The 26465-nt window shown below is 71.4% G+C and carries 21 protein-coding genes and 1 other RNA gene; 9 read left to right on the plus strand and 13 right to left on the minus strand.

Annotated elements, in window-relative coordinates:
- The first annotated feature begins 19 nt into the window (after positions 1-19).
- Positions 20-808, plus strand: a complete 789-nt coding sequence (locus DEJ08_RS10960; protein ID WP_084741405.1) for an inositol monophosphatase family protein — start codon at positions 20-22, stop codon at positions 806-808.
- 18 nt (positions 809-826) lie between these two features.
- Here DEJ08_RS10960 and DEJ08_RS10965 read toward each other — a convergent pair whose 3' ends face one another.
- On the minus strand, positions 827-2413 hold the full coding sequence (locus DEJ08_RS10965) for an MFS transporter (RefSeq protein WP_111054737.1): 1587 nt from the start codon (positions 2411-2413) through the stop codon (positions 827-829).
- Positions 2414-2938: 525 nt separating this feature from the next.
- On the opposite strand from DEJ08_RS10965, the gene DEJ08_RS10970 reads away from it, so the two are divergent.
- The 5 genes from DEJ08_RS10970 to DEJ08_RS10990 all read left to right on the plus strand — a co-directional run bounded on the left by DEJ08_RS10970 (position 2939) and on the right by DEJ08_RS10990 (position 11599).
- On the plus strand, positions 2939-5638 hold the full coding sequence (locus DEJ08_RS10970) for a helix-turn-helix transcriptional regulator (protein WP_111054736.1): 2700 nt from the start codon (positions 2939-2941) through the stop codon (positions 5636-5638).
- A 491-nt stretch (positions 5639-6129) separates the two neighbouring features.
- The gene (gene glmS / locus DEJ08_RS10975; protein ID WP_071406356.1) at positions 6130-7944 is read left to right on the plus strand and encodes a glutamine--fructose-6-phosphate transaminase (isomerizing); all 1815 of its coding nucleotides are present in this window, start codon (positions 6130-6132) and stop codon (positions 7942-7944) included.
- A 162-nt stretch (positions 7945-8106) separates the two neighbouring features.
- The gene (locus DEJ08_RS10980) at positions 8107-8820 is read left to right on the plus strand and encodes a M50 family metallopeptidase (protein ID WP_181438148.1); all 714 of its coding nucleotides are present in this window, start codon (positions 8107-8109) and stop codon (positions 8818-8820) included.
- Between the two features lie 88 nt (positions 8821-8908).
- Positions 8909-10294 carry an O-acetylhomoserine aminocarboxypropyltransferase/cysteine synthase family protein gene (locus DEJ08_RS10985; RefSeq protein WP_111054734.1) on the plus strand — a complete coding sequence of 462 codons (1386 nt, stop codon included), beginning with the start codon at positions 8909-8911 and terminating at the stop codon, positions 10292-10294.
- Positions 10295-11599, plus strand: coding sequence for an LLM class flavin-dependent oxidoreductase (locus DEJ08_RS10990; protein ID WP_111054733.1), 1305 nt, complete (start codon positions 10295-10297; stop codon positions 11597-11599).
- Positions 11600-11615: 16 nt separating this feature from the next.
- Here the strand turns inward: DEJ08_RS10990 and DEJ08_RS10995 are convergent, their stop codons facing one another.
- From DEJ08_RS10995 to DEJ08_RS11030, 8 genes are all read right to left on the minus strand, one after another.
- On the minus strand, positions 11616-12524 hold the full coding sequence (locus tag DEJ08_RS10995) for a hypothetical protein (RefSeq protein ID WP_284180462.1): 909 nt from the start codon (positions 12522-12524) through the stop codon (positions 11616-11618).
- Between the two features lie 162 nt (positions 12525-12686).
- Positions 12687-13063: a transfer-messenger RNA gene (ssrA, locus tag DEJ08_RS11000) on the minus strand.
- Between the two features lie 95 nt (positions 13064-13158).
- On the minus strand, positions 13159-13635 hold the full coding sequence (gene smpB / locus DEJ08_RS11005) for an SsrA-binding protein SmpB (RefSeq protein ID WP_027465851.1): 477 nt from the start codon (positions 13633-13635) through the stop codon (positions 13159-13161).
- 130 nt (positions 13636-13765) lie between these two features.
- Entirely contained in the window at positions 13766-14680 is a 915-nt protein-coding gene (gene ftsX, locus DEJ08_RS11010; RefSeq protein ID WP_027465852.1) for a permease-like cell division protein FtsX, read from the minus strand.
- Positions 14677-15432 carry a cell division ATP-binding protein FtsE gene (gene ftsE / locus DEJ08_RS11015; RefSeq protein ID WP_017888215.1) on the minus strand — a complete coding sequence of 252 codons (756 nt, stop codon included), beginning with the start codon at positions 15430-15432 and terminating at the stop codon, positions 14677-14679. Before ftsE ends, ftsX begins: the two co-directional genes overlap by 4 nt.
- A gap of 61 nt (positions 15433-15493) precedes the next feature.
- Positions 15494-16603: a peptide chain release factor 2 gene (gene prfB, locus DEJ08_RS11020; protein ID WP_110863996.1), complete on the minus strand. Its 1110-nt coding sequence runs from the start codon at positions 16601-16603 to the stop codon at positions 15494-15496.
- 45 nt (positions 16604-16648) lie between these two features.
- On the minus strand, positions 16649-17644 hold the full coding sequence (locus DEJ08_RS11025; RefSeq protein WP_111054731.1) for a Gfo/Idh/MocA family oxidoreductase: 996 nt from the start codon (positions 17642-17644) through the stop codon (positions 16649-16651).
- Positions 17645-17646: 2 nt separating this feature from the next.
- Positions 17647-18534, minus strand: a complete 888-nt coding sequence (locus DEJ08_RS11030) for a sugar phosphate isomerase/epimerase family protein (protein ID WP_111054730.1) — start codon at positions 18532-18534, stop codon at positions 17647-17649.
- A gap of 68 nt (positions 18535-18602) precedes the next feature.
- On the opposite strand from DEJ08_RS11030, the gene DEJ08_RS11035 reads away from it, so the two are divergent.
- Positions 18603-19625: a LacI family DNA-binding transcriptional regulator gene (locus DEJ08_RS11035; protein ID WP_111054729.1), complete on the plus strand. Its 1023-nt coding sequence runs from the start codon at positions 18603-18605 to the stop codon at positions 19623-19625.
- Positions 19626-19768: 143 nt separating this feature from the next.
- On the opposite strand, the gene DEJ08_RS11040 is transcribed toward DEJ08_RS11035, so the two are convergent.
- Positions 19769-20263: a GNAT family N-acetyltransferase gene (locus DEJ08_RS11040; protein ID WP_209050578.1), complete on the minus strand. Its 495-nt coding sequence runs from the start codon at positions 20261-20263 to the stop codon at positions 19769-19771.
- Between the two features lie 151 nt (positions 20264-20414).
- On the opposite strand from DEJ08_RS11040, the gene DEJ08_RS11045 reads away from it, so the two are divergent.
- The gene (locus DEJ08_RS11045) at positions 20415-21050 is read left to right on the plus strand and encodes a hypothetical protein (protein WP_111054727.1); all 636 of its coding nucleotides are present in this window, start codon (positions 20415-20417) and stop codon (positions 21048-21050) included.
- Here DEJ08_RS11045 and DEJ08_RS11050 read toward each other — a convergent pair.
- From DEJ08_RS11050 to DEJ08_RS11060, 3 genes are all read right to left on the minus strand, one after another.
- Positions 21043-21540: a hypothetical protein gene (locus DEJ08_RS11050; protein ID WP_111054726.1), complete on the minus strand. Its 498-nt coding sequence runs from the start codon at positions 21538-21540 to the stop codon at positions 21043-21045. The genes DEJ08_RS11045 and DEJ08_RS11050 overlap by 8 nt on opposite strands.
- Positions 21541-22166: 626 nt before the next feature.
- Positions 22167-22931, minus strand: coding sequence for a hypothetical protein (locus DEJ08_RS11055; protein WP_146248506.1), 765 nt, complete (start codon positions 22929-22931; stop codon positions 22167-22169).
- A gap of 142 nt (positions 22932-23073) precedes the next feature.
- A complete protein-coding gene (locus tag DEJ08_RS11060) occupies positions 23074-24255 on the minus strand; it encodes a cysteine desulfurase family protein (RefSeq protein WP_111054724.1) in 1182 nt (393 codons plus the stop codon).
- A 59-nt stretch (positions 24256-24314) separates the two neighbouring features.
- On the opposite strand from DEJ08_RS11060, the gene DEJ08_RS11065 reads away from it, so the two are divergent.
- Positions 24315-26414, plus strand: coding sequence for a glycogen debranching protein (locus DEJ08_RS11065; RefSeq protein ID WP_111054723.1), 2100 nt, complete (start codon positions 24315-24317; stop codon positions 26412-26414).
- Positions 26415-26465 lie beyond the last annotated feature (51 nt).

Here is a 26465-nt window from a genome sequence, read left to right on the forward strand (position 1 = left end):
CGACGGTAGGTTGGGCGACGTGGACCTCAGCGCCGACCTGGACTTCGCCCGCTCCCTCGCCGACACCGCCGACGCGATCAGCCTCGAGCGCTTCCGTGCCGCCGACCTGCACGTGACGAAGAAGGCCGACAGCACGCACGTCACCGACGCCGACCAGGCCGTCGAACGGGCCCTGCGCGAGCGGCTCGCCGCCGAGCGACCGGACGACGCGTTCCTCGGCGAGGAGACGACGGCGGACACCGGGGCCGAGGCCGTCAGCGAAGGACACCGCCAGTGGGTGGTCGACCCGATCGACGGCACCGCCAACTACCTGCGCGGCGTGCCGGTGTGGGCGACCCTCATCGCGCTCGCGGTCGACGGCCGCCCGGTGCTCGGCGTCGTGAGCGCTCCCGCCCTCGGCAAGCGCTGGTGGGCGGCCGAGGGCTCCGGCGCGTTCTCGCTGGACGGACCGCTCCGGGTCTCCGGGGTGTCCGAGCTCGCCGACGTGAGCCTGAGCTACAACAGCATCCAGCAGTGGGACGACGACGACCGCCTCGAGCCGCTCGTCGACCTGTCGCGCCGGGTCTGGCGCACCCGGGCCTACGGCGACATGTGGTCGTACATGATGGTGGCCGAGGGCGTCCTCGACGTCGCCGGCGAACCGGACCTGAAGCCGTGGGACATCGCGGCCCTCGTCCCGATCGTCGAAGAGGCCGGTGGCCGCTTCACCTCGCTCGACGGCGATCCCGGGCCGTGGCACGGCAGCGCGCTCGCCTCGAACGGCCTGGTGCACGACGCCGTCGTCGAGGTCATCCGCCGCGACTCCTAGGCACGGTCGGCGGGCAGGTCAGCCCCGCTCGGCGGACCCCGGCGCCTCGGTCCGCTCGGCGGATCCGTTCGCCCCGGCGCGCTCGGCGGACCCCGCAGCCGCGTCCGAGTGCCCGGCGTCCCCGTCCGACCGCCGCGCCGCCCGCCGACGCGCCACCAGGTCCGCACCGGCCAGCACGAGCGCCAGCGCCATCAGCGACACCGTGAACGTCGTGCCGCTGCGGAACGCGTCGTGGTACGCGTCAAGACGAGCGCCGGAGCCACCGGAACCCGAGCCCGCCGCCTCGCTCCGCACGATCCCGTAGAAGATGCTCGTCGCGACCGCGGTGCCGATCGCGGTACCGACACGCTGCCCGAGCTGCTGCATCGACCCCGCCACGCCGGACTGCTCGACGGGGATCTCGGCCAGGGTCAGGGTCTGGTTCGGCGACACCACGAATCCGCCACCGAGTCCGCCCACCAGGAACGCGCCCGCCATCGCCCACGGGGTGACCTCCGGCGGGGTGGCGACGGCGGCGACCATGAGCAGCAGGAAGCCGACGACGACCATCCCGAGCCCGGCGACGACCAACGCCCGCCCGACCCGGTCGACGATCCGTCCGCCGATGTACGAGCCGACGGCACTCGTCGCGGCGAAGGGGATGCTCACCATGCCGGCGAACAGGGGCGAGAGCCCGAGGCCCTCCTGCAGGTACAGCGTGACCATGAGGAACGACGCCGGCAGCGCCGCGAAGTAGACCGCCACGATCGACAGCCCGTTGCGGTACGACGACAGCCGGAAGAGCTCGAAGTGCACCACGGGCGACTTGCCCTGCCGCTTGAACCGCTGCTCCCAGAGCACGAACAGCACGAGGAACACCGCGAAGCCGACCAGCCAGAACCAGCGGGTCGCGGAACCACCACCGCCGCTGGTCAGCACGAACGGCAGCATCAGGGTGATGATCGCCGCGCCGAGCAGCAGGATGCCGACGACGTCCAGTTCACGGTCCTGCGCCTTCCCCTGGGCACCCTTCGGCAGCAGGCGGACGGCGAAGAGCAGTGCGGCGATCCCGAGGGGCACGTTCATCCAGAACAGCAGCCGCCAGCCGGACTCCTCGCCGCCAATCGCGATGAGGCCACCGCCGATGGTCGGCCCGAGGGCCGTGGAGATGCCGATCATCGCCCCGAACAGCCCGAACGCGCGGCCCCGCTCCGGTCCGCGGAACAGCTGCTGCACCAGTCCGATGACCTGGGGCATCTGGATCCCGGCGGCGAATCCCTGCAGGATCCGGGTGACGATCAGGACCTCGATGTTCGGTGCGACGGCGCACAGCAGGCTCGATCCGGTGAACGCACTGAGCCCCACGATGAACATGACGCGCCGGCTCTTCAGGTCCCCGAGCCGACCCGCGGGCACCAGGGCGAGGCCGAACGCCAGCGCGTACCCCGCCACGATGAGCTGGAGCGACGAGCTGGTGGCCCCGAGGGACTGCTCGATCGAGGGCAGCCCGACGTTCACCTTGGACAGGTCGAGGATCGTCAGGGCCGCCACCGCGACGCACACGGCGAAGGCGCGCCACCGGGTGCGGTCATCGAGGCGGGCGTCGGTCGGTTCAGCGTTGGACATCCCGTCCTGGCTACACCTGCGACGACGAACGAGGTCCGGACAGAGCTGTACCCCGGTTCCGTCAGGCGGACCCGGATCGGGGTGCAGAGGGCGGGTGCCACGCCCCCCTCGTGGCCCCCCGTACTGGGGGCACCGTTCTGGACATCTGCGAGCCGGAGTCCGCTCGGCGGGCCGGTACCTGAGTTATCGTGCTCCAGACGGCAGGTCACGTGACGCTCTCGGATTCCCTAGATCCGGACGGCGGAACAGACCGGTCGTGTTCGTCCGAAGACCCTAACCCGAGGGGTGATACAGACGATGACATCATCGTTCCCGAGCGGAACCGAGTGCACCCACACTCGTCGACCGCATCCAATCCACGACAGTTCCGGCGCGCGCTCAGTCGCCGCCGCTCGTCCGCACTCCGCCACGGTCACCCGCCGTGCAGCAGTCCGGTCCGCCTCCGTGCGCCCCGTCGCAGCGACCCCCGTGTTCGCCGACGCCCTCCTCGCAGCATCCGCCTCCGGACCCGGAGGCCGGTGAGTCATGGCACTCACCGGTCGACGTCTCGAGGTCGACCGGATCGCGACCCTCGCAGTGCTCCCACGGGAGTCCGCGATGGTCGTGGTCGGCGACCCTGGTTCCGGACGCAGCAGCGTCCTCGACGCGGTCTCGAACCGCGTTTCCCTCCCCGTCGTCCGGGTCGGTGTCAACGGGAGTGAATCCCGCTGGCCACTGGCCGGGGTGACCTCCCTGTTCACCGCGCTCGACGATCCTCGAGCGACCGCACACATCGCCCACCTGCTGCAGGCAGGCGGGACCGCGGCCGCCGTGACGGCCGGGCTGGCGGCGGCGCACGACTTCCTCGACGCCGTGCACGCCCTGACCCTCCCGCCGACGCTCGTCCTCATCGACGACCTCGACCGGATGGACTCGGAGAGCCAGGAACTCATCGCGTTCCTCGCCGGACGACTCGCGGGCACCGCCCTGCGTGTCGTGGCGACGGTCCGCTCGGTGCCGTCGGACGGGCCGCTCGCGGCCCTGCCGACCCTGCGCATCGAACCGCTGCCCTCGGACGAGGCACTGATCCTCGCCCGGGCCATGGCACCCGCCGAGGCGAACGACGGCGTCCTCGCCGTCCTCGCCGAGGAGACCGGTGGCAACCCCGGCGCGCTCCGCGAACAGCTCGCGGTGCTCACCCGGGAGCAGCTCACCGGCGCGGAGCCGATCGTGCTCCCGCTCCGACCCACTCCGACGACCGAGGCCATCGCGGCACTCGCACTCGGGCCCGCCGCGGGACGCGATCTGGACGTCCTCGCGAAGCTCGCCCTGGTGCCCGTCGCGAAGACCACGGCGTGGGACCGCGATGAGCTGGACGACCTGGTCGGGGCCGGTCTCGCGACCGTCCGCGGCCAGAGCGTCACCGTCCGGCACCCGCTGGTCCGTTCCGCGCTCTACTGGCGGATGCCCGCCCGTGACCGTCGTGCGGCACACGCCGAGCTGGCCACGGCGAGCGCGGAGAGCGACCCGCGGTCGGCCGCGTGGCACCGGAGCTTCGTCGACGACGTCCCCGACGTGGTCGCACTGCTCCAGGCTGCGCGGTCGTACGTCGTGGACGGCAACGTGCACGCCGCGATCGCGCTGACCGAGCGTGCCCTGCACATCGGTGGCGGGACCGAGGACGAGCACGTCGCGCTCCTCGGGGTCGCGGAGGCCATGCTCGGCAAGCGCCTCCTCGGCTTCGCTGCGCGGTACCTCGCGGCGCTCCGTCCGTTCCGGACGACGCCGAACGAGGTCCGCCGGCTCCGCCTGCAGTACTCGGCCGAGTACCTCAGCGGTGACGCCGTGCACGCGGACGAGCTGCTCGTCCCCGTCGACGCGACCGACCCGGCCGAGGTGGACGCCGTCGCCGGGCTGATGGCCATGGTGGCCTGCTTCCGTGCCGAGGCGTGGGAGCTCGACCAGGCCAAGGACCTGCTGCACCGGATCCAACCGCTCGAGGGGTCGGCGTCCGCGCACACCCTCGAGATCGCGACGACCGCGCGGGAGCTCATCGCCGCCGTGGACGGCGTGCTGCCGCCCGACACCGAGCTACACGACGGGCTCGCGACGTCGGAGCTCGTGGCGATGTCCGACCCGGCCCTGCTGCTCCTCGCCCACGCGCTGAGCATCGGCGAGCGCTACCGGAGCGCGCGCCGGGTGTTCGCACTCGTGCTCGCCCGGGGGCCGGAGACCGCGGCGGTGTGGACCGAGGCGGCCCGCTACCTGACGTCCGAGAACGAGGTGCGCTCCGGCAACTTCCGGCAGGCGCTCCGTGCGATCGACGTGTGGGAGTCCGGTTCGTCCGTCGCCGAGCGGTTGCGTGAGCCCTCCCGGGCGATCGCCGTCGCGTGGCGGCACTTCGCCGAGGGCCGGTCCGCCGAGGCGCTCGACGTCGTGGACCGGTGCCTCGAGCACCGTTCGACGAGTCGGCTCTGGGGTGCGACGGCGAAGCTGCACGCGCTCCGCGGCAAGGTCCTGCTGCTCGACGGCCGCCTCGACGAGGCAGCCACCGCGCTCGAGGCCGCCGACGCCATCGGTCGGTCGCTCCGGAACCCCGCGGTGCTCCGGCACCTCGGCGACCTGGTCGAGGCGTACGTGCGCCTCGGACGGATGGACGACGCGCGGACGATCACGGCCCGCCTGGCGGCGGACCACCACGCCCGTCCGGGGCGCTGGGGTGCCCTGGTGCTGGCGCGGAGCCTCGCGCTCGTCGCCGACGACACCACCCGCGAGCCGGCCCGTCGCCGTGCGCTGGAACTGTTCCAGCCGCACGACTCGCAGTACGAGCGGGCTCGCACGTTCGCGGCGCTGGCCGCGGTCGGCAACCCGGCGGAACGGCCGCGCCTCGGTGCGGCGGCCGCAGCGGCGTACGAGGCGGCCGGCCTGCGTCGACCGCTCGTGACGCCGGCGCCGGCTGCGGCGATGCCGCAGTTCGGCACGGGCTCGTCGTCGATCCGGTCCGCACCGGTGCTCTCGCCGGCGTTCCCCGCGACGCCGCGCAGCGCCCCCGACGCGTCGGCGGTGCTCACGTCACTGACCGCCGAGGAGCGTGCGGTGGTGCAGAAGGTCACCGAGGGCTACCGCAACCGCGAGATCGCCTCGTCGCTGTTCATGTCGCAGCGCACGGTGGAACTGCGGCTCACGCAGATCTACCGCAAGGTCGGCGCGCGGTCGCGATCGCACCTGGTCGCGCTCCTCACGTAGGAGACGCACCACAGGACGGACGGGAGGCCCGGTACCAGCTGGTACCGGGCCTCCCGTCCGTCGTCCCTCCACGTCTTCACGCAACCGACCTCGCAGGCTCGGTCGGCGCTGGCGCCGCGCGCCGCTGGCGCGTCGCTCCACGCGAAGCGCGCGCGCTTGCGGGAGTCCGCACGCGACCGCAGCGCGGTGTGCCCCCGCACGCGGGGAACCGCAAGAGCGTCCGACGGGTGTTGCCGTGTGGTCGGCGGCGGGTGAGGCTTCTCCTGCACCGACCGCCGTGCCCCTCCCCCGGGGGCCAGCCCGCGGTACCCCGTCCGGTACCCGAACCCCTCGGCCCAACGACACCGACGTCCGTCCTCGCCTGATCCGAGGACGGGCGTCGGTTCCCGGGCCGGGAGGCCCCGGACGCGCGGCAGACCCGACGGCGGTCGGTGCCGCTCCAGTCCCACCTCCCCGTTCCACCCACCCTCGTTCCCCCGAAGGGACAGCCGATGTGCGGCATCATCGCGGCCCGCGTGTCTGACGACGCGACCCCCTACCTGCTCGACGGACTCGAACGACTCGAGTACCGCGGGTACGACTCCGCCGGCATCGCCGTCCGGACGGCCGTCGGCCGCACCGAGACGATCCGCTCGGTCTCCCGCGTCGGCGACCTGCGCACGCTCGTCGCGGCACGCTCCGGTGACGCGCTCACCGGCGTCGGCATCGGTCACACCCGCTGGGCCACGCACGGCGCCGTGCGCGAGGCGAACGCGCACCCGCACGCCGACTGCACCGGCCGGATCTCGATCGTGCACAACGGCATCGTCGAGAACGCGGACCGGCTGCGGCAGACGCTCGAGGCGCAGGGCCACCGCTTCCGGTCCGACGTCGACTCCGAGGTCATCGCGCACCTGGTCGAGCGGGCGCTGGCGGTCGACCCGGACCTGATGCTCGCGGTGCAGATCGCGACGGCGCAGCTCGAGGGCTCGTGGGCGATCGTGGTCCTGGACGCCCGGGACGGCCGCATGGTCGTGGCGGCGGACCGTTCGCCGCTCGTCGTCGCCCGCTCCGGCCGCGGCGACTTCGTGGCGAGCGACATCGGCGCGATCGCCGAGTGGTGCGAGACGTTCGTGGCGCTGCGCGACGGCGACGTCGTCGAGCTCGGTGAGGCATGGACCTGGTCGTCCGACGGCATCACGGTGCCCGTGCCGTTCCCCACGCCGTCCCCGTTCGCCGCCGCAGCGCTCGACCTCGGCGACCACACCGACCACATGGCGAAGGAGATCGACGAGCAGGCCGACGTCGTCGCGACGATCCTGGACCGCGTGACCCGCCGCACCGCCGACGGCAGCATGTGGGTGGGCCTCGGCCTGGCCGGCTTCCACCGGCTGGCGATCGTCGCCTGCGGCACGTCGCTGAACGCGGGCCAGGTGATCGCGACCGCACTGCGCGGGATCGGTGGGGTGCCGACCGACATCGTCGTCGCGAGCGAGGCCGACCAGGCCGTGCTCGGTCCGGGAACCCTGGTCGTCGCGATCAGCCAGTCCGGTGAGACCGCGGACGTGCTCCGCGCCCTGGACCGGTTCGAGGACCGCCACCCGGTGCTCGCGCTGACGAACAACATGCACTCCTCGCTCGCCCGACGAGCGGACGCCGTGCTGGACTGCCACGCCGGCCCGGAGATCGGGGTCGCCGCCACGAAGACGTTCACGGCGCAGGTCGTCGTCGGCGTCGCGGCGATGATCTCCGCGATGGTGGCCTCCGGCCGTATCGAACCGTCCCGCGCGCAGGTGCTCGTCGACGAACTGCTCGACCTGCCGGCACGGATCGAGCACGCCGCGCGGGTGTCCGCCGAGCGGATGCCGCTGCTGGTGTCGAGCGTCAAGGAGGCGACGGGCTTCCTGTTCCTCGGCCGCGGTGCCGGACTGCCGTACGCCGCCGAGGGCGCCCTGAAGCTCAAGGAGCTCAGCTACCGCTGGGCCGAGGCCTACCCCGCCGGCGAACTCAAGCACGGGCCGCTCGCGCTGGTGGACGACGGCACCCCCGTGGTCGTCATCGACCACGGTGAGCCGAAGATCCAGTCGGCGATCGCCGAGGTCCGGGCACGCGGTGGCTTCGTCATCACGATCGGCGGCGAGTCGGCGGACATCCCCGCGCTCGGCCGCCGTGGCACCGGCGACCTGGCCTGGGGTGCGATGACCGCGCCGTGGGGTCCGCTCGAGGCCGTCGTGCCGCTGCAGATGCTGGCCCGCGAACTCGCCCTGCAGCTCGGGTGCGACGTCGACAAGCCCCGGAACCTGGCGAAGTCGGTGACGGTCGAATAGCCGGGCGCCGACGCGTGAACCGCCTGACGGTCTTCCTCGCCGTCCTCACCGCCCTGGCGATCGCCGGCACCGTGGTCCTGGTCACGGTGGTGCTGACGATGCCCGGGCTCCCCTGACCGGATCCCGCAGGGTCTTCCTGGGCGGGGCTGCGATGCTGGTCACTTGACCACCGCAGCCCCGCCCCTCGTCTTCGTCGCGCTCCTCGTCGGCGCCGTCCTGCCGTTCGTGCCGTTCGTCGGCCGCGTGGCCCGCATCGCCGCGACCATCGCGCACGAGGTCGGGCACGCGATCGTCGTCGTGCCGTTCGGCGGGCGGATCCAGCGGATCGAGCTGCACCCGGACGGGTCCGGCGAGGCCTGGGTCCAGCTCGGCCGGGTGCCCGGCGGCATCCGGTGGCTCGTCCGGATCCTGAACCTGTACGCCGGGTACAGCGCACCCCTGTGGGCGGGCGTGCTCCTGGTGACGGGGGTGCTGCACGGCTCCCGCTGGCTGCCCGTGGTGGTGCTCGCGGTCATCGGGCTCGTCGCGCTGGCGTTCGTCCGGAACTGGTTCGGCCTGCTCGTCGTGCTCGGCTTCGACGCGCTCGCCCTGTGGGTGGCCGTCCGCCCGTCCGAGGCCACCGTCCTGGTGGTCGCCGCCGTCGGGGCCTTCTTCGTCGTCGACGGCCTGCGCTCGGTGGTGCAGGTCGGTCGCTGGATCGTCACCGGCGCCCGGGTGCAGACCGACTTCCACATCGCCGCGGCCGAGATGCGGGTGCCGGCGTCCCTCTGGTTCGTGCTGTTCGTCGCCGTGAACGCCGTCGCGGTGTGGCTGGCGCGCGAGCCGCTGCTCCAGGTCTGGGACACCGTCGTCGCCGGGGTCCGCGCGCTCGTCTGAGGCTGCGCTCGCGTAACCGGGGGCCGCAATCGCCTGTCCGCGCCGAGCGGCTGCGAGGCTACCGCCAGACGACCCCCGGAGGTGTCCCATGGCGACCGACGACCACGGCTTCGCGACCGAGCAGGTACACGGCGGCTTCGTGCCCGACACCGGGCACGGCGCCCGGGTCCCCGCGATCCACATGTCCTCCGGGTTCCTGTTCGACGACTTCGACCAGGCCCGCGACCGCTTCGCCGACACCGACGACGGCTACACCTACACGCGCCTCGGCAACCCCACGAACGCCGACGTCGAGCGTCGCGTGGCGCTGCTCGAACGCGGTGTGCAGGCGATCCTGGTCGGCAGCGGTCAGGCGGCGGCGACCGTGGCGTTCCTCGGCCTGCTGCAGGCCGGCGACCACGTCGTCAGCGCCCGGAGCATCTACGAGGGCACGCGCGGACTGCTGCTGCAGAACCTCGGCCGGCTCGGCATCGAGGTCGACTTCGTCACCGACGCCCGTGACCTCGACGCCTGGGCCGCCGCGGTCCGACCGAACACGAAGGCGTTCTTCGCCGAGACGATCCCGAACCCGAAGAACGACGTCCTCGACATCACCGGCGTCGCCGAGACCGCACACCGCGCCGGCGTCCCGCTGATCGTCGACAACACCCTCGCCACGCCGTACCTGGTGCGCCCGGTCGAGCACGGTGCGGACATCGTCGTGCACTCGGCGTCGAAGTTCCTCTCCGGGCACGGCGCCGGACTCGGCGGTGTGGTCGTCGACGGCGGCCGGTTCGACTGGTCCGCCGCCCCCGAGCGCTGGACCCACCTGACCAGCCCCGAACGGTCCCTCGGCGGCGAGAGCTACGTCGAGCGGTACGGCAACCGGGCCTTCGCCGTGTTCGCCCGCGACGTCGTCGCCGCACGCATCGGCCCGGCACCGTCGCCGTTCAACGCGTTCCTGCTCCGCCAGGGCATCGAGACGCTGTCGCTGCGGGTGGAACGCCACTGCGCGAACGCGCTGGCCGTCGCGTCCTGGCTGGACCAGCAGCCGGAGGTGACGAGCGTCGACCACGCGGGCCTGGCCTCCAGTCCGTTCCACGACCTCGCCCAGCGCTACCTGCCCCGCGGGGCCGGGTCCGTCTTCGCCTTCACGCTCGCCGGCGGCGAAGCCGCCGCGCGGGCGTTCATCGACGCCGTGCAGCTGTTCAGCCGGATGACCCACCTGGGCGACGTCCGCTCGCTGATCCTGCACCCGGCCACCACCACGCACGCCGGCCGCACGCCGGAGGAGCGAGCCGAGCAGGGCATCGACGACGGCCTGATCCGGCTGTCGGTCGGCATCGAGGACGTCGCGGACCTGCTCCGCGACCTGGAACGCGGGCTCGTCGCGGTGCGGTCCGCAGACGCCGCCGCCGGCCTGGAGGCACGTGGAGCGTCCGACGCGCAGCGCACGGCAGTCGGTGGGCCGGCCCTCGACCGGCAGGAGCGCTGAATGGCCGAGCTGCAGCACTTCGGGTACTTCTTCTCGCGCGGCTTCGGCCCGCAGGCCTGGGGCCGGTCCGACTGGGACTGGGGCCACGACTGGACGAAGCCGGACCTGTACCAGGAGTCCGTCCGGACGCTCGAGCAGGCCGGCATGGACCTGGTGATCGCCGAGGACGCCGTCTCGCTCGGCTCCCCCACGACCCTCGACCTGCGCATCCGGCAGGCGTACGGCGGCCCGAAGCACGACCCGCTGCTGCTCGCCCCGTACCTGTTCGCCGCCACCTCGCACATCGGCATCGCGCCGACCGTCAACGCCGGCATCACCCCGCCGTACCTGGCGGCACGGCAGTTCGCGACCCTGGCGCACCTGTCCTCGGACCGCCTGGGCATCAACGTCGTCACCGACGTCGGCAGCGCACGCCACGCCGGCCTGCCGCCGCTGCCGCACGACCAGGCGTACGACCGCGCCGAGGAGTGGATCACGCTGCTCCGCCGGCTCTGGCACTCGTGGGGCGACGCGTACGTCGGCGCACCGGACTCGTGGCACTTCGCGGACGGCGACGCCCTCGACGCGTTCCACCACGAGGGCGCCCACTTCACCGCCGACGGTCCGCTCAACGCCCTGCCGCTGGCGTCGGACCCCGTGGTCGTCTCCCCCGGTGGCTCGGGCCGAGGGCTCGCGTTCGCCGGGACCCACTCGGACGTGCAGCTCGCACTCGCCCCGCTGTCCGCCGCCGCGGTGACGGACTACCGCGCCCGGGTGATCGCGGCAGCCGAGGCCGCAGGGCGGTCCACCGCGGACCTGCGGATCCTGTTCGTGCTCAAGCCTGTGATCGTGTCCTCACCGGAGGAGGCAGACCGCATCGTCGCGGCGTCCGAGCACCCCACCGACGACGCGCTGCGTGCGGCGGCGATCGCGTGGTCGAGTGACTCCGAGACCGACCTGCTCGCGCTCGACCTGGATGCCCCGGTGCCCGACGGGACCTTCGGGGAGCACGTCTCGGCCGGCACGATCCGCGGGCTGCTCGGGGACACCCCGGACGCACCGCTGCGGGAGCTGCTCACCCGCAAGGCGCGGCAGGGGCGGATCGCGTCACGCTCGGGGTTCGTGGGGACCGCGGACGAGTTCGCGGACTTCATCGAGGAGCTCGGCAGCGACGCCGACAACGACGGGATCATCTTCTCGGGCGACCTGCACCCGGCGCAGATCCACCGGATGTTCGGCGACCTGGTGCCCGTGCTCCGGCGCCGAGGGCTCCTGCGACGGGAGTACGGCGCCGGAGGGATCCGAGCGAACCTGTTCGACTTCTAGCGGGGGCTGCTGCGAGCTACTTCTTCTTCTTGGACTTCTTCTTCGCGTCGTCGTCCTTCTTCGACTTCTTCTTGCCGTCGTCGTCCTTCTTCGACTTCTTCTTGCCGTCGTCGTCCTTCTTCGACTTCTTCTTGCCGTCGTCGTCCTTCTTCGACTTCTTCTTGCCGTCGTCGTCCTTCTTCGACTTCTTCTTGCCGTCGTCCTTCTTCGACTTGGCCTTGCTCGCACCCGTCGGCAGCGGCAGGACGGCCGACACGGCCTCCGGCTCCGTCTGCGAGGCGTCAGCGTCAGCGTCAGCGTCAGCAGCCTCGGTCTCCGGCGACTCCACCCCGTCGATCGGCTCGACGACCACGGCCGAGCCGGTGTCCAGCTCGACGTCGACCGCGTGCTCCTCGAGCACCGGTGCCAGGGCGTCGGCGACCCGCTCGACCGTCAGCACCGCGTCCGCCTCGGCGAGCCGGAGCAGGGCCTGCGCGGTCCGGACCCGGGTGGTCGTCCTGCGCTCGAGGACGTCGGACCGTGCCCCCTCGAGGAACGTGCGCAGCGCGCGTTCCACGGCGGAGCGTCCGCGCGGGGCAGCGCGATCGAGCCGATCGAGTTCCCCGGCGACCCCGGAGACGTCGTCGGCGACGTGCTCGTGGCGGACCGACTCGATGAGCGCGGCGATGGCTGCGGCGGCACGTTCGACCCCGGCGGAGCGCTGGTCGAGCACGACGAGCATCTCGACCACCGAGCCGTAGGTGACGGTCTCGAGGCGAACCGGCTCCGCGCCGCGGCCGCGAACGACCAGACGGGTGTCGGGGTTCGGCAGCCATGCGGCGAGAGCGGCGACCGTGGCGACGGAGCCCACGATCCGCTCGTACTCGCTGAGCACCACTCGTTCCTGCTCCCGCAGACGGACACGGATCGCGATCTCCTGCACCACGTGCTGACCTCTCGTTCGGGTTCGACGCGAGCGTGTTCTGCGCGCCTGCTCCGGAGCGTAGTCCTCGGACGTGGCGGAACAGCGAACGCCCCGGCACTGTCCAGGGGACGGTGTCGGGGCGTTCAGGTGGCGCAGCGTGACAGCGGTTCGTCGTTCGGCGAATGGTGGAGATGGGGGGAATCGAACCCCCGTCCATCGCTGCAATTCGACGTCTTCTACGGGCGTATCCGGATAGTTCGTTCTGCTCGGCCCCGTCCTTTGCTACCGGCTTCTAGGACGACGGGCCCAGTCTCAGTGCAAGTCCCGCACGGCCCTGAGGCGCAACCGTGCAGCAAGTCCTCTGGATGACGTCGGGATCAGGTTAGAAGACGGTCACCTGGCCGACGGACTTCATGTGCTGGGCTGCTTACGCAGCGAGAGCGAAGTCAGTGCGCTTGGAATTGGCACTTGTTGTTTTCCACGGATCGTTTACGAGATAACCGTGGGTCCTCGGCCCGCTTCCCGTCGGCACACAGGCAATGTCGAAACCGATCATCCCCATGCGGGCCGGACGTGCGAGCCGCTGTCACGCTGTTGAGTTGCCAATGCCCCTGTCGGAGCAGTCCCTCAGTCTAGCCGAGGAGGTGCGTCGGCGCTACTCTCCGACGCGGTTCCGGGTGCGCATGGCCCGCTCGGCCTCACGCTTGTCGGTCTTCTCGCGCAGCGCCTGGCGCTTGTCGAACTCGCGCTTGCCCTTCGCGACGGCGATCTCGATCTTGGCCCGACCGTCGTGGAAGTAGATCTGCAGCGGCACGAGGGTGTAGCCGCCCTGCGCCGTCTTGTGGGAGATCTTCACGATCTGCTGCTTGTGCAGGAGCAGCTTGCGCTTCCGCCGCGGCGAGTGGTTGTTCCACGTGCCCTCGGTGTACTCCGGGATGTGCACGGCGTCGATCCACGCTTCGCCACCGTCGATGTAGGCGTACCCGTCGACCAGGGACGCGCGTCCCATCCGCAGGGACTTCACCTCGGTGCCGGACAGGACCATGCCCGCTTCGTACGTGTCCTCGATGAGGTAGTCGTGCCGGGCGCGACGGTTCGTCGCGACGATCTTCTCCCCGCGTTCCTTCGCCATGACGACTCCTCTTGATGGTGACCGGTGCAGTGCGCTGCTCGGGTGGTTCCGCGCAGCCCTACAGACTACTCAACACGAAGCGGGCGGCGCACCTTCCCGGCGCGCCGCCCGTTCGCGGATGCTGTGTGCGTCAGACCTTGAGGTACCGGCGGATGGCGATCGACGCCGATGCCGCGGCGAGGAGCACCCCGATCACGATCACCGCGGGGACCACGATGGCCGCGTCCCCCATGCCGATGAACGCCGTGCCGGTGAAGCGCTCCGCCAGGAAGTTCCGGACGAAGAACCAGACCACCGCGGTGATCGCACCTCCGGCCAGGACGGCTCCGATGGCGGCGGCGATCACCCCCTCGAGCACGAACGGTGTCTGGATGAACCGGTTCGACGCACCGACGAGCCGCATGATGCCGAGCTCTCGCCGTCGACTGAACGCCGACAGGCGGATCGTCGTCGCGATGAGCAGCACCGCGGCCACGAGCATGAGCGCCGCGATGCCGATCGCCGTGTACGACGAGGCGTTGAGCAGGTTGAAGATCGGCTGCAGGTACCCGCGTTGATCGACGACGCTCTGCACGCCGGCGACCTTCGACAGGCTCTCGACCAGGACGTCTGCCTGCGACGGGTTCTTCAGGTTCACCCAGAAGGTCTCGTTCAGGTACTCCGGCTTGACGAACTCCGTCGCGGCCGAGTCCTTGAACTGCTCCTTGAACCGGGTGAAGGCCTGGTCCTGGTTCTCGTAGTAGGTCTTCTCGATGTACGGCTTGAGCGTCGACGAGTCGAGCTGCGCCTGGACCTGCTCGCGCTGGTCGGCGGTGGCCTTCGCGCCGGTGCAGTTCCCCGTGGTGTCGGTGTCGGTGCACAGGTAGACGGCGACCTGCGCCCGGTCGTACCAGTACCCCTTCATCTGGTTGATCTGCATCTGGAGCAGGATCGCCGTGCCGACGAAGGTCAGGGAGATGAAGGTCACGAGGACGACGGAGACGACCATCGACGCATTGCGCCGCAGGCCCGAGCCGACCTCGGACATGACGAGCCCGAGCCTCATCGGATGAGCCCCGGGATCGTCTGGATGCCGGTGGTGTTGGACACGGTGCCTCGCTGGATCGGGACGGCCTGGGTCTGGTAGCCGCCGGACTGCTCGTCGCGCAGGACGGTGCCGTTCGAGAGCTCGATGACCCGCCGCTGCATCTGGTTCACGATGCTGGCGTCGTGCGTCGCCATCAGCACGGTGGTGCCTCCCTGGTTGATGCGTTCGAGGAGCGCCATGATGCCGGCGGACGTGGTGGGGTCCAGGTTCCCGGTGGGCTCGTCGGCCAGCAGGATCGCCGGCTTGTTCACGACGGCGCGGGCGATGGCCACACGCTGCTGCTCACCACCGGAGAGTTCGTGCGGCATGCGAGTGGCCTTGCCGGCGAGCCCGACGAGCTTCAGCACGTCGGTCACGGCCTCGCTGATGAAGCCCTTGCTCTTGCCGATGACCTGCAGCGAGAACGCGACGTTGTCGAACACGTTCTTGTTCGGCAGCAGACGGAAGTCCTGGAACACCACGCCGAGGTTGCGGCGGAAGTACGGGACCTTCCGCGACGCCAGGGACCCGAGGCGCTGCCCGAGCACGTGGATCTGCCCGCTCGTGGGCTTCTCCTCCTTGAGCACGAGGCGCAGGAAGCTGGACTTGCCGGAACCGGACGCGCCCACGAGGAACACGAACTCGCCCTTGAGGATCTCGAGGGTGAGGTTGTCGAGCGCCGGACTCGGGTTGCCCGAGTAGACCTTGGTGACCTGGTCGAATTTGATCATGACCGGATCAGGGTAGGTCGCCCCGCTTGGAAAGCAAGCGAGGCGCGCGGCTCAGGAACCCCTACTCGGCAGCGGATTGCTTGCGCCAGCGGATGCCCGCGTTGATGAAGCCGTCCAGATCGCCGTCGAACACGGCTGAGGGGTTGTTCACCTCGTGCTCCGTCCGGAGGTCCTTGACCATCTGGTACGGCGCCAGGACGTAGGAGCGGATCTGGTCGCCCCAGCTCGCCGTGATGTTGCCGGCGAGTTCCTTCTTCTTCGCGTTCTCCTCTTCCTTCTTCAGGAGGAGCAGGCGCGACTGCAGGACGCGCATGGCGGCCGCACGGTTCTGGATCTGCGACTTCTCGTTCTGCATCGAGACGACGGTGCCGGTCGGGATGTGCGTCAGGCGCACCGCGGAGTCGGTCGTGTTGACGGACTGCCCGCCGGGGCCCGACGAGCGGAACACGTCGACGCGGATGTCGTTCTCGGGGATGTCGATGACGGCGGTCTCCGGCATGAGCGGGATGACCTCGACCGCGGCGAAGGACGTCTGGCGCTTGCCGGCGGCACCGAACGGCGACATCCGGACCAGGCGGTGGGTGCCGGCCTCGACCGAGAGCGTTCCGAACGCGTGCGGGGCGTCGATCTCGAACGTCGCGGACTTGATGCCCGCCTCTTCGGCGTACGAGGTGTCCATCACGGTGGTCTTGTAGTTGTGCTGCTCGGCGTACCGGAGGTACATGCGGAGGAGCATCTCGGCGAAGTCCGCCGCGTCGACACCACCCGCACCGGCGCGGATCGTGATGACCGCCGGACGGTCGTCGTACTCGCCGTCGAGGAGCGTCTGCACCTCGAAGTCGCCGATCATCTTCTGGATCGCCTTGAGCTCGGCGAGCGCTTCGTCGGCGGACTCCTGGTCGTCGCCCTCGTTCGCCATCTCGACCAGCACCTCGAGGTCGTCGATGCGCTGCTCGGTGTCGGTGATCTTCTTCAGCTCCGACTGGCGGTGCGAGAGCGCGCTCGTCACCTGCTGCGCGTGGTCGACGTCGTCCCAGAGGTCCTGGGCCCCGGCCTGCTCGCTGAGGTCGGCGATCTCACGCTGCAGGCGGTCGACGTCGACCACCGAGCGGATGTTGCCGAAGGTCTCGCGAAGGGCGGAGAGCTGCTCGGTGAAGTCCAGTTCGACCATGGTCATCGATCCTACCGGCGCGAGTCCGACTCGGCCGACCGGGGGTCAGTAGTCGATGTGCTCCGTCCGTCCCGACGACAGTGCACGAGTGGCCGCCTCGGCGATGGCCTGGGCCCTGAGCCCGTCCTCCAGGGAGACCGGCGGCTCGGATCCGGACTCGAGCGACGCGACGAAGGCGGCGAGCGTCGCGGCGTAGGTGGGCTGCACACGCTCGAACCAGCCGTCGTGGAGTCCGTCCGCGACGATCTGCCCATCGGTGTAACGAGCGACGTTCCCGCGGTGGTTCCGCCGCGACTCGACGAGTCCGGACGATCCCATGACCTCGATGCGCTCGTCGTAGCCGTAGCCGGTGCGCCGCACGCTGTCGATCTGCACGAGCGCGCCGGAGGGCATCGTGAGGGTCGTGACCGATGTGTCCACGTCGCCGAACTCGCGGATGGCCGGGTCGACGAGCGCCGAACCCGCCACCGCGACCGTCACCGGGTCCTCGCCGGTGATCCACCGCACGAGGTCGAAGAAGTGCACGGTCTGGTCGCGGAGCTGGCCGCCCGAGACCCGCAGGTAGTCGAGCGGCGGCAGGGACGGGCCGCGGGAGCTGAGCTGGACGAGTTCGACCGCACCGATCTCCCCCGTGGCGACGATGCGTTGCAACTCGGCGTGGTCACGGTCCCATCGCCGGTTGAAGTCGAGCATCGCCGGCACGCCGCTGGCACGCACGTGCTCCACCACCGCGACCGCGTCGGCGTACCCGGCAGCGATGGGTTTCTCGCAGAGCACGGCGATCCCGGCGTCGGCGGCAGCGTGCAGGTGCTGCGCGTGGGTGTCGGTGGAGGAAGCGACGAAGACCGCGTCGACCTGCGCCGCATCGAACGCCTCGTCCCGGGTGAGCGCCCGCGTGCCGTGCCGTGCCGCCAGCGATGCAGCGCGGTCACGGTCGACGTCGTGGATCCCTACGAACTCGACGTCGGGGTGCGCTGCGAGGGACGCGGCGTGCACGGCGCCGATGAAGCCGGCACCGACGAGTGCGAAGCGTTGCGTCATGATCAGCCCACCAGGATCGCGGTCAGGTCGTGCATGGTGCGTGCGACGACGGCGGGATCCTGTTCGTTCGCCCGGTCGGAGAACATCTCGGTGACCCACCATCCGTCGTACCCGGTGGCCTTGATCGCGTCGACCCACTGCTGCAGCGGGATCGCACCGCCACCGATGACGACGTTCCGGTGGACGGCTTGGTCGGGAACCGTCCGGTCGCGGTCCAGGTCGAACCCGTCCGACAGGTGGACGGCCTTGATGATGGACGCGGGCAGCGCTCGGACCTCGGCCAGCGTGTCCCCGGTCGTCCAGAAGTGCCAGGTGTCGAGTGCGATCCCCACGTTGTCGCGCCCGGCCTCCTCGATGATGTCCAGCGCGTGCCGGCATCGGTTGAGGTGCGCCCAGGCGAGGGGCTCCAGGTAGACCTCGAGCCCGTGGTCCGCGGCGATGTCCGCCGCCAGACGGACGTTCGCACCGGTGATGCGGACCGCTGCGTCCTCGTCGAGTCCGAGCGTCGCCCGGTACCGGGTGTCGTCGTCGGCCAGCCGGCCAGCGCGGTGGTCACGGACGACGGCGGAATCGACCGGCCCGGTGCACAGCTGCACGATGGGCGCACCGACGGCGGTCGCCACACCGCACATGCGCTCGACCTCCGCGATGAAGTCGTCGCGACCGGCACCTTGACGCTCGATGTCGAGCACGGCACCGAGCCCCGTCACTTCGAGACCCTCGAGCAGTGGCGGCAGTGTCTGCACGTCGTAGCCGGCATCGAGGTACCGGTAGAGCTTCGGGCTCTGCAGCTCGATGCCGCCGTAGCCGGCTTCCTTCGCGAGGCGGACGTCCTGGACGACGTTGCCGTGGAACGTCGTCGTGACGTTCATGGAGATCTTCGGGGGCATCTGCGCTCGCTTCGTTGGACAGCACTGGAACAAACTGGACCGGTCCAGAATAGGACTAGCCTGCTCTCATGTCGAGACCGCACCACGCTCCGACCATCCGGGACGTCGCCGAGCGCGCCGGGGTCTCGAAGTCGCTGGTCTCACTCGCGCTCCGCGGCGACCCAGGAGTCAGCGACGCCCGTCGGGCGGCCGTCGAACGAGCAGTCGACGAACTCGGCTACCGACCGAACCGCGCAGCGAGGAGCCTCGGCGAGCAGCGGACGGGCACGGTCGGAGTGCTCCTGAACGACCTGCGGAACCCCTGGTTCGTCGACCTGCTCGCCGGACTCACCGCGACGCTCGACACCGTCGGACTGGCACCCATCCTGGTCGACTCGGCGACCACACGGCGCGTGGGCGGTTCGCCCGTGGACATGCTCCTGCGACAACAGGTGGACGGCATCGTCGTGGTCGGCACCACAGAGGACGACGCCGCGCTCCGTCGGGCGGTCCAGGAGGTCCCGGTGGTCCTCGCCGGGACGTACGAGCCTGACGACCTGCACGCCGACGTGGTCGTGAACGACGACCATGCCGGCGCGTCGATCGCGACAGAGCACCTCCTCGCGCTCGGACACACCCGGATCGGTCACCTCGTCGGCCCGGGGCGCGTCGGAGAGCTCCGCGAGCAGGGTTTCCGCGCGACCATGACCCGCCACGGTGCCGACGCCGTCGTGGTGCCGGCCGGCATGAGCGAGGAGAGCGGGTACGCGGCGGCCCGACGAGTCCTGGGCACGGCCGACCGTCCGACCGCGCTCGTGGCCTACAACGACCTCGTCGCCATCGGCGCGTTGTCCGCGGCCGACGACCTCGGCCTCGTCGTCCCGGACGACGTGTCCCTCGTCGGGTACGACGACACCTACCTCGGCAGAATCCGGCACATCTCGCTCACCACGGTCGACAACGGGACGTTCGCCATCGGGGCCCAGGCGGCACGATGGCTCGGTGAACGCGTGCAGGGGCGAGACCCGGAGCCGCGGGTGCACCGAGTACCGGTGTCACTCGTGGTGCGGCGCACCACGAGCGGTCCGAGACCGACCGACGGCGACCGCTGACGACGACGTCGCCGACGGTCCCGGGTCCCAGCGCGCCCGCCTGTCCGGCGCGCACCCGGAAGGCCGACCGGGAGGCCCGGCGCAGGTCCGTCCCGCTTGTCGCGGTCTTCCTCCGCACGCCTCGCACCCCCGCCCCGGCCCCGTCATCCGGGCCTCCGGTGCGACCTGGCGATCGCGTACCGTCGCAGCCGCACGCCCCCGCGGCGCTCGGTCGACAGCAGGACGGCGTCGTAGTGCTCGAGCACCCCGATGGAGCCGTCGTTGTCATCGCGGCAGACGGCGACCACCGGGTCGATCCCGACGCGCGATGCGTGCGCGAGCACCTGGCCCAGCGCCCAGGTCGCCACGCCTCGGCCCCTCGCCGACGGGCGGATCCCGTACCCGACGTGGCCGAACCGCTGCACGCCGGCCGCGTCTCCCGGCGCCCGGAGTGCGATCCCGCCCAGGACGCGGCCGTCCTCGACGATCCACCAGAGGGCCCCGGGTCTGGCGTGCAGTCGGCCGACCCAGGTGCGGAACCCGTCCTCGTCGCCGACGTCGTCCTGGGCGGTGATCCCGAATCCGTCCTCGTGCACACCCGGCCCCCACTCGGCATGCGCTTCGGCCCACGCCTCGTACAACGCCGTCTGCGGCCTCACCAACTCGAGCATGTCCAAGTATCACAACGAAGCGGGTCGGTGGCGATCCCCTCGTGCGGATTCGACCGCAGTCGCTTCCGGGGTCGCACGCGCGACCCGCACCGACCGTGACCCGTAGAGTCGAGAGACTCTCGACGTCAGGACCCGAACGATGACCAGCCCCGCAACCGACCCAGCCGGAGCCGAGCGGTGGGCAGCCGCCGCCCGGCTCGCCGACGGCCAGAGTGACGACGGGCTCCGCCGCCGCCGGGCCCGCGTGTTCGTGTGGGCGGGGGCACTCGTCCTGGTGTCGTGGGCGGTCGGGGTGGTCCTGGCACTGGTGCTGGTGCCGGCCACCGGGAGCAGCCACGCGAGTGGCGGCGATGGCGTGCAGCTGCTCGTCCAGCTCCTGCTGTTGCTGCTCGGGCTGGTCGTCGGCATCGTCGGTTTCGTGTGGGCCTACCGCTCCGGTCACTACGTCACTCGCTGGCGATCGGTGAGCAGCCCACTCTCCCGCGCGGAGCAGCGGTCGGTGCGGCGTCAGATCGCCGGCAAGGAGCCGATCGACGACGAGCACGCGGACATCGTCGCCGCGGTGGCCGCGCAGAACCGTCGAGCCACGCTCGGGATCCTGCCGATCTTCGGCGCCGTGATGCTGTTCGCCGCCTCGACGGCGGTGAGCACGGACAGTCTGCCCATCAAGCTGATCGAGCTCGTCGCGTCGTTCGCGGTGGTGCTCGGGGTCGTGCAACTGGCCGTGCAGTACCGACGAGCCGGGCGGTTCCTCTCGGAGCGCCCCGTCAGCTGACGTCGTCCGGCTGGCCGCCCGCACCGCTCGACCGTCGGCGGCGTCGGCTCCTCAGGACCAGCAGGAGACCGACCAAGGACGCGGCGCTCCCGAGGAACACCCCCGCCCCGACCCACGTCGTGACGGACGTGCCGTGCCCGAAGAGCGCGTTGATGAGCATGCCGAGTCCGACAGCCACGCCGGTGAGCAACACCGCGCAGGTCGGTTCGAGCCACGGAGGCGACAGGAGCGACCGTCGGTCGACCGGGAGGCCGCGGTCCAGTCGAGCACGCGCAGCTCGCTCGCGGTCCTGGATCGTGATCCCGATCATCGGCCCCCAGAACGCCACCGTGGCCTGGCTGCCGCCGGGATCGACCAGGATCAGGATCGCCAGCGTCGCCACCGCACCGCCGAGGTACCACCAGGGGAAGACCCGACGGATCGGGACGGCGCAGCGGCTGTCCCGCCGAGTGCCGTTCCGCGGGTGGTGCTCGCCGCCACTCGTGACCACGGTCAGCGCTCCCGGCGCAGATCGGCGCTGCCCTGTGGGCTCGGAGTGGTCACGGGCTCAGGCTACTGGCGGACGTCCGTCCACCTCGCCGCTCCCGGTGACTGCTTCCGCAGTGCCGTCACGTGCCCGAGACCGCGCAACCGCCAGTGCCTGGTCAGCCGACGCGAGGAGCACCGGATCACTGGCCCGTCTGAGCGCGACGGCGAGTGTGAAGTCCTCGACGGCACGGTCGACGCTCCCGGCGGCGAGGAGCGCCTTGCCTCGGTGTTGCCGCATCACGGCCTCGCGAGTCGTGCCGATGCACTCGGCGACGAGGAGGTCGTACTCGCGCACAGCGGTGCGGGTGTCACCGAGGTCACGGTGGCAGTCGGCCCGCAATGCTCGGACACGCTGCGTCGAGGCGACCCGTTCGAGGCGACGAAGCGCATCACCCGCCTTGCCGGTCCACAGCAACTCGATCTCCTCACGGAGGGGGTCGTCTGCCGATCCTGCGCGGAACGCAGCGAGGTCGGTGATGACCGGACGGAGATCGGCGGACCGGATTCGCCATCCGGGGCCGCCCTCGACGTCGTGCGTGGCGCCCGTCCCCCGAGTGTGCGGCGTTCGAGGTTCCGGGATGCACGCCGTCACGGTCGTCCCTTCCGGAACGGAAACCGGAACGACCGTCGCCGAACCGCCACGGGCCGAAGCCCTTCTGCCAATCGCGTCAGCTCCACACGCAGGTCCGCATCAACGGTCGGCACCCCGACACCCGGGTGCCGAGGGAACGGGTTGCCCTCGATCCCGAGCACGGTCAGTGCGGCGTGGGCGTGCCCGGATGCCGATTCCGGGTCTCCGAGCCGGCTCGCGACGCGGGCGCGCGCAGTCAGGTACCGGACGACGCGGTCGCGGAAGAACGCCGTCCTCCGGATCGAGTCCTCGGCGCCGGCGAGCAGTGCGTCCGCCTCGGCGAGCGACGAGGGATCGCCGAGCTGCAGGAGCACCTCGGCCAGGAGGACCTCCGACATGCCGGTGGTGAACGAGTCGGAGCCGCACTCGGCGATGCGCCGGAGGACGCTCCAGTACTCGTCAGCGGCGTCACGCAGACGTCCGGACAACGCCAGTGACATCGCGAGCACCTCCCCGCCGCCGTTCACGCGCGCCTGCGACCCGCCGACGGCCTCGATCTCCGCCATGAACCGGACGAGCAGCCCCCGACCGACCTCGCGGACGCCCTCGTCTGCCTCGCCCTGCAGGGCGAGGGTCGCCCCCTGGATGCGGATGTACTCGAGCCTGGACGATCTCGCTCGTGCGAGCTTCGCTTCGAACGCCGCAGCGATCTCGTCGTCCCACTCGGTCGAGCGGTACCAGTTGTCGTCCCGCGGCGGTCGGACGCGCGCTGGACGACGCACGTCCTCTGCGTCGTGTACGTCGTCCGGCCCCGGCACCACGAGCAGCAGTATGCCCTGGAAGGGGACCGGCGTCAGCGTCGCAGCCGAGATCGCCGGTGTCCCACCCAGGCGCAACCCGCAACGACTGCGCCGGAGCCAACCACTACCGCCCGAGCAGCGGCTCCCGCGACGCCATCCCAGCTGCACCGGCCCGAGCGACCGCATCGGGCAGCGCCGTCAGGAACGCGTCGACGTCGGCATCGGTCGTCGTGTGGCCGAGCGTGATCCGGAGCGCACCACGGGCGTCCTGCTCCGACAGCCCCATCGCGAGCAGCACGTGCGACGCCTCGGGCACGCCGGCCTGGCACGCCGACCCGGTCGACACCGCGACCCCGGCGGCGTCGAGCAGGAACAGGAGCGAATCGCCCTCGCAGCCGGGGAACGTGAAGTGCGCGTTGCCCGGCAGCCGGTCGACCGGGTCCCCCATCAGCACCGCCGACGGCACGGCCGCGCGCACCCCGGCGACCAGGCGGTCGCGCAGGGCGACGAGCGACGGGTGCGGCATCGGTTCGGCGACGACCGCGCTGGCCGCGACACCGAAGGCCGCAGCCGCCGGGGCGTCCTGCGTGCCGCTCCGCACCTGCCGCTGCTGCCCACCGCCGTGGATGAGGGGTTCGACGGTGGCCTTCCGCCCGAGCACGAGTGCACCGATGCCGACGGGCCCGCCGATCTTGTGCGCGGAGACGCTGAGGGCGTCGAGGCCGGACCCGGCGAACGACACCGGCACCTGCCCGTAGGCGGCGACCGCGTCGCTGTGCACGGGCAAGCCGGCGGCGTGCGCGAGCTCCACGATCCGTGACACGGGCTGGATGGTGCCCACCTCGTTGTTCGCCCACAGGAACGTGACCAGGGCGACGTCCGAGGCGTCGGCGAGCCGCGCCTCCAGTCCGGCGAGGTCGACGCGACCCTGCGCGTCCAACGGGACCACGTCGATGACGGCGCCCTCGTGCGTCTCCAGCCAGGTCAGGGTGTCGACGGTGGCGTGGTGCTCGCCGCCCGGGACGACGATGCGGGGCCGCTGGCGGTCGCGCTGGCGAGCCCAGAACAGGCCCTTCACGGCGAGGTTGATGCTCTCGGTGCCGCCGGAGGTGAACACGACCTCCACCGGGTCGGCGTCGAGCGAGCGGGCGACGGCGGCGCGGCCGTCCTCGAGCAGCATCTTGGCGCGCTGACCGGCGCTGTGGATGGACGACGGGTTGCCGACGGTGCCCAGGGCATCGGTGAAGGCGGCGAGCGCCTCCGGCAGGATCGGCGTCGTCGCGGCGTGGTCGAGGTAGACCGACAAATGCACCCCCTGGATCGAGCAGTGTCCAGGATACGCGCCGGTCCTCGTACCCTTGTCGCGTGCACGAGACAGCGATCGACCTGACGCCGGGGTTCTCCCTGGGCGGGACCGTCCCCCGGTTCACCCTGCGGTCCGCGACGGCGACGGACGTCGTCCTGGTCGTGGCGAGCGCGGGGAGCGCCGACGGAGCCGACCCCTCCGACGTGCGGCCGACACGGTACGCGCTCGAGCGGGTGCCGGACACCGACGTGTGGACCGGCGAGGTCCCCGGGGTCGTGCCCGGCGACCGCTACCACCTGCTCGTGGACGGGCCGGTCGGGCCGCGGCACGAGTTCGACCCGACGCGTCCGCTGCTCGACCCGTACGCGCGGGGCATCCTGCCGACCGGCGACGACGAAGCGTCCGGCCCCCGCTGGACCAGCGTGGTCGTCGACGACGCGTTCGACTGGGGCGGCGTCGTGAAGCCGCAGGTCCCGCTCGACCGTGCCGTCGTCTACGAGGCGAACGTCCGCACCCTGACGGCCGCGAACCCGCACCTGCCGGAGCACCTGCGCGGCACGTACGCCGGGGTCGCCCACGAGAGCACGATCGCGCACCTGCACCGCATCGGTGTCACGACGCTCGAGCTGCTGCCCGTGCAGGCGTTCGACACCGAGCGGTGGCTCCGCGAGGCCGGCCGGCAGAACGCCTGGGGCTACAACACGCTCGGGTTCTTCGCCCCGCACGCCGCGCACGCCTCGGCACCGGCGCAGCAGGAGGGCGCCGACGCCGTCCTGCGCGAGTTCAAGGGCATGGTCCGGCTGCTGCACGAGGCCGGCATCCAGGTCGTCCTCGACGTCGTCTACAACCACACCGCGGAAGAGGGCCTGGGTGGTCCGACGACGAGCCTGCGCGGCATCGACGGTGCGAACCGCTACCGCTGGGCGCAGACCGACCCGCCCCGCCGGGACACCTACTACGACACCACCGGGTGCGGGAACACGCTCGACACCTCGGTCGAGGCGACGGCGGACTTCATCCTCGACAGCCTGGCGTACTGGGCGCGCGAGGTGCAGGTCGACGGGTTCCGCTTCGACCTGATGGCCGCCCTGGCCCGCGACGGCGAGCACCGGTTCGACCCGTCGCACCCGCTGCTCGAGCGCATCCGGAACCACCCGGACCTGCAGGACACCCTGGTGATCGCCGAGCCGTGGGACGTCGGCCCGGACGGCTGGAAGACCGGGGAGTTCGGCGCGGCCGGGCACCGCACGAGCGAGTGGAACGACGGGTTCCGCAACACGGTCCGCCAGTTCTGGCTCACCGACATCGCTGAGGAGCGCCGCACCGGCCTGCCGCAGACCGGGATCGGTGCGCTCGCCGGAGCCCTGACCGGGTCGCGTCACGTCTTCGGCGCCGACCGCGGCCCGCTGGCGAGCGTCAACTTCGTCACCGCGCACGACGGCTTCACCCTGCTCGACCTGGTGTCGTACGACGGCAAGCACAACGAGGCGAACGGCGAGGACAACCGCGACGGCTCGAACGACAACCGCTCGTTCAACCACGGCATCGAGGGTGACACCGCCGACCGAGGGGTCCGCGCCGCGCGCGGCCGGTCGATGCGCAACCTGGTGGCGACCCTGATGCTCTCCGCCGGGGTGCCGATGCTCACCGCCGGCGACGAGCGGAGCCGCACGCAGCACGGCAACAACAACGCCTACGTGGTGTCCGACGACCTGACCCCGGTGGACTGGTCCGACGACGAGGACGCCGAGACGATGACCGAGGCCGTCGCCGCGCTGGCCCGGTTCCGGCAGGCGCACCCGTCGCTCCGCCCCACACGCTTCGGCGTCGAGGGGCAGGAGACCCCCGGGGCCTCGCGGATGTCCTGGTACGGGCCGGACGGGCACCCGATGACGATCGAGGGCTGGGACCAGCCGGTGCATCGCGCCCTGCAGTACTTCGTCGAGTCGACGCCGGAGCACGAGCCCTTCGACCGCGTCCTGGTGGTCGTGCACGGCAGCGGCCGCACCCGCGACCTGACCCTGCCGGTGCGCGAGGACGTCCTCGGGTACCGCCTGGCCTGGTCGAGCGAGAAGCACCGCGACCACGAGCGCCTGCGTCCCGCCGGGCAGGTCTTCACCGCCTACGGCCCCGGCATCCACCTGTTCGAGGTGGCGTAGCGCCGAGCAGGCGGGTGCGGCCCGGCGTCGCGACCGGGTGGCGGACGGGAG

Source organism: Curtobacterium sp. MCLR17_054 (assembly GCF_003234335.2).
Lineage (GTDB): Bacteria > Actinomycetota > Actinomycetes > Actinomycetales > Microbacteriaceae > Curtobacterium > Curtobacterium flaccumfaciens.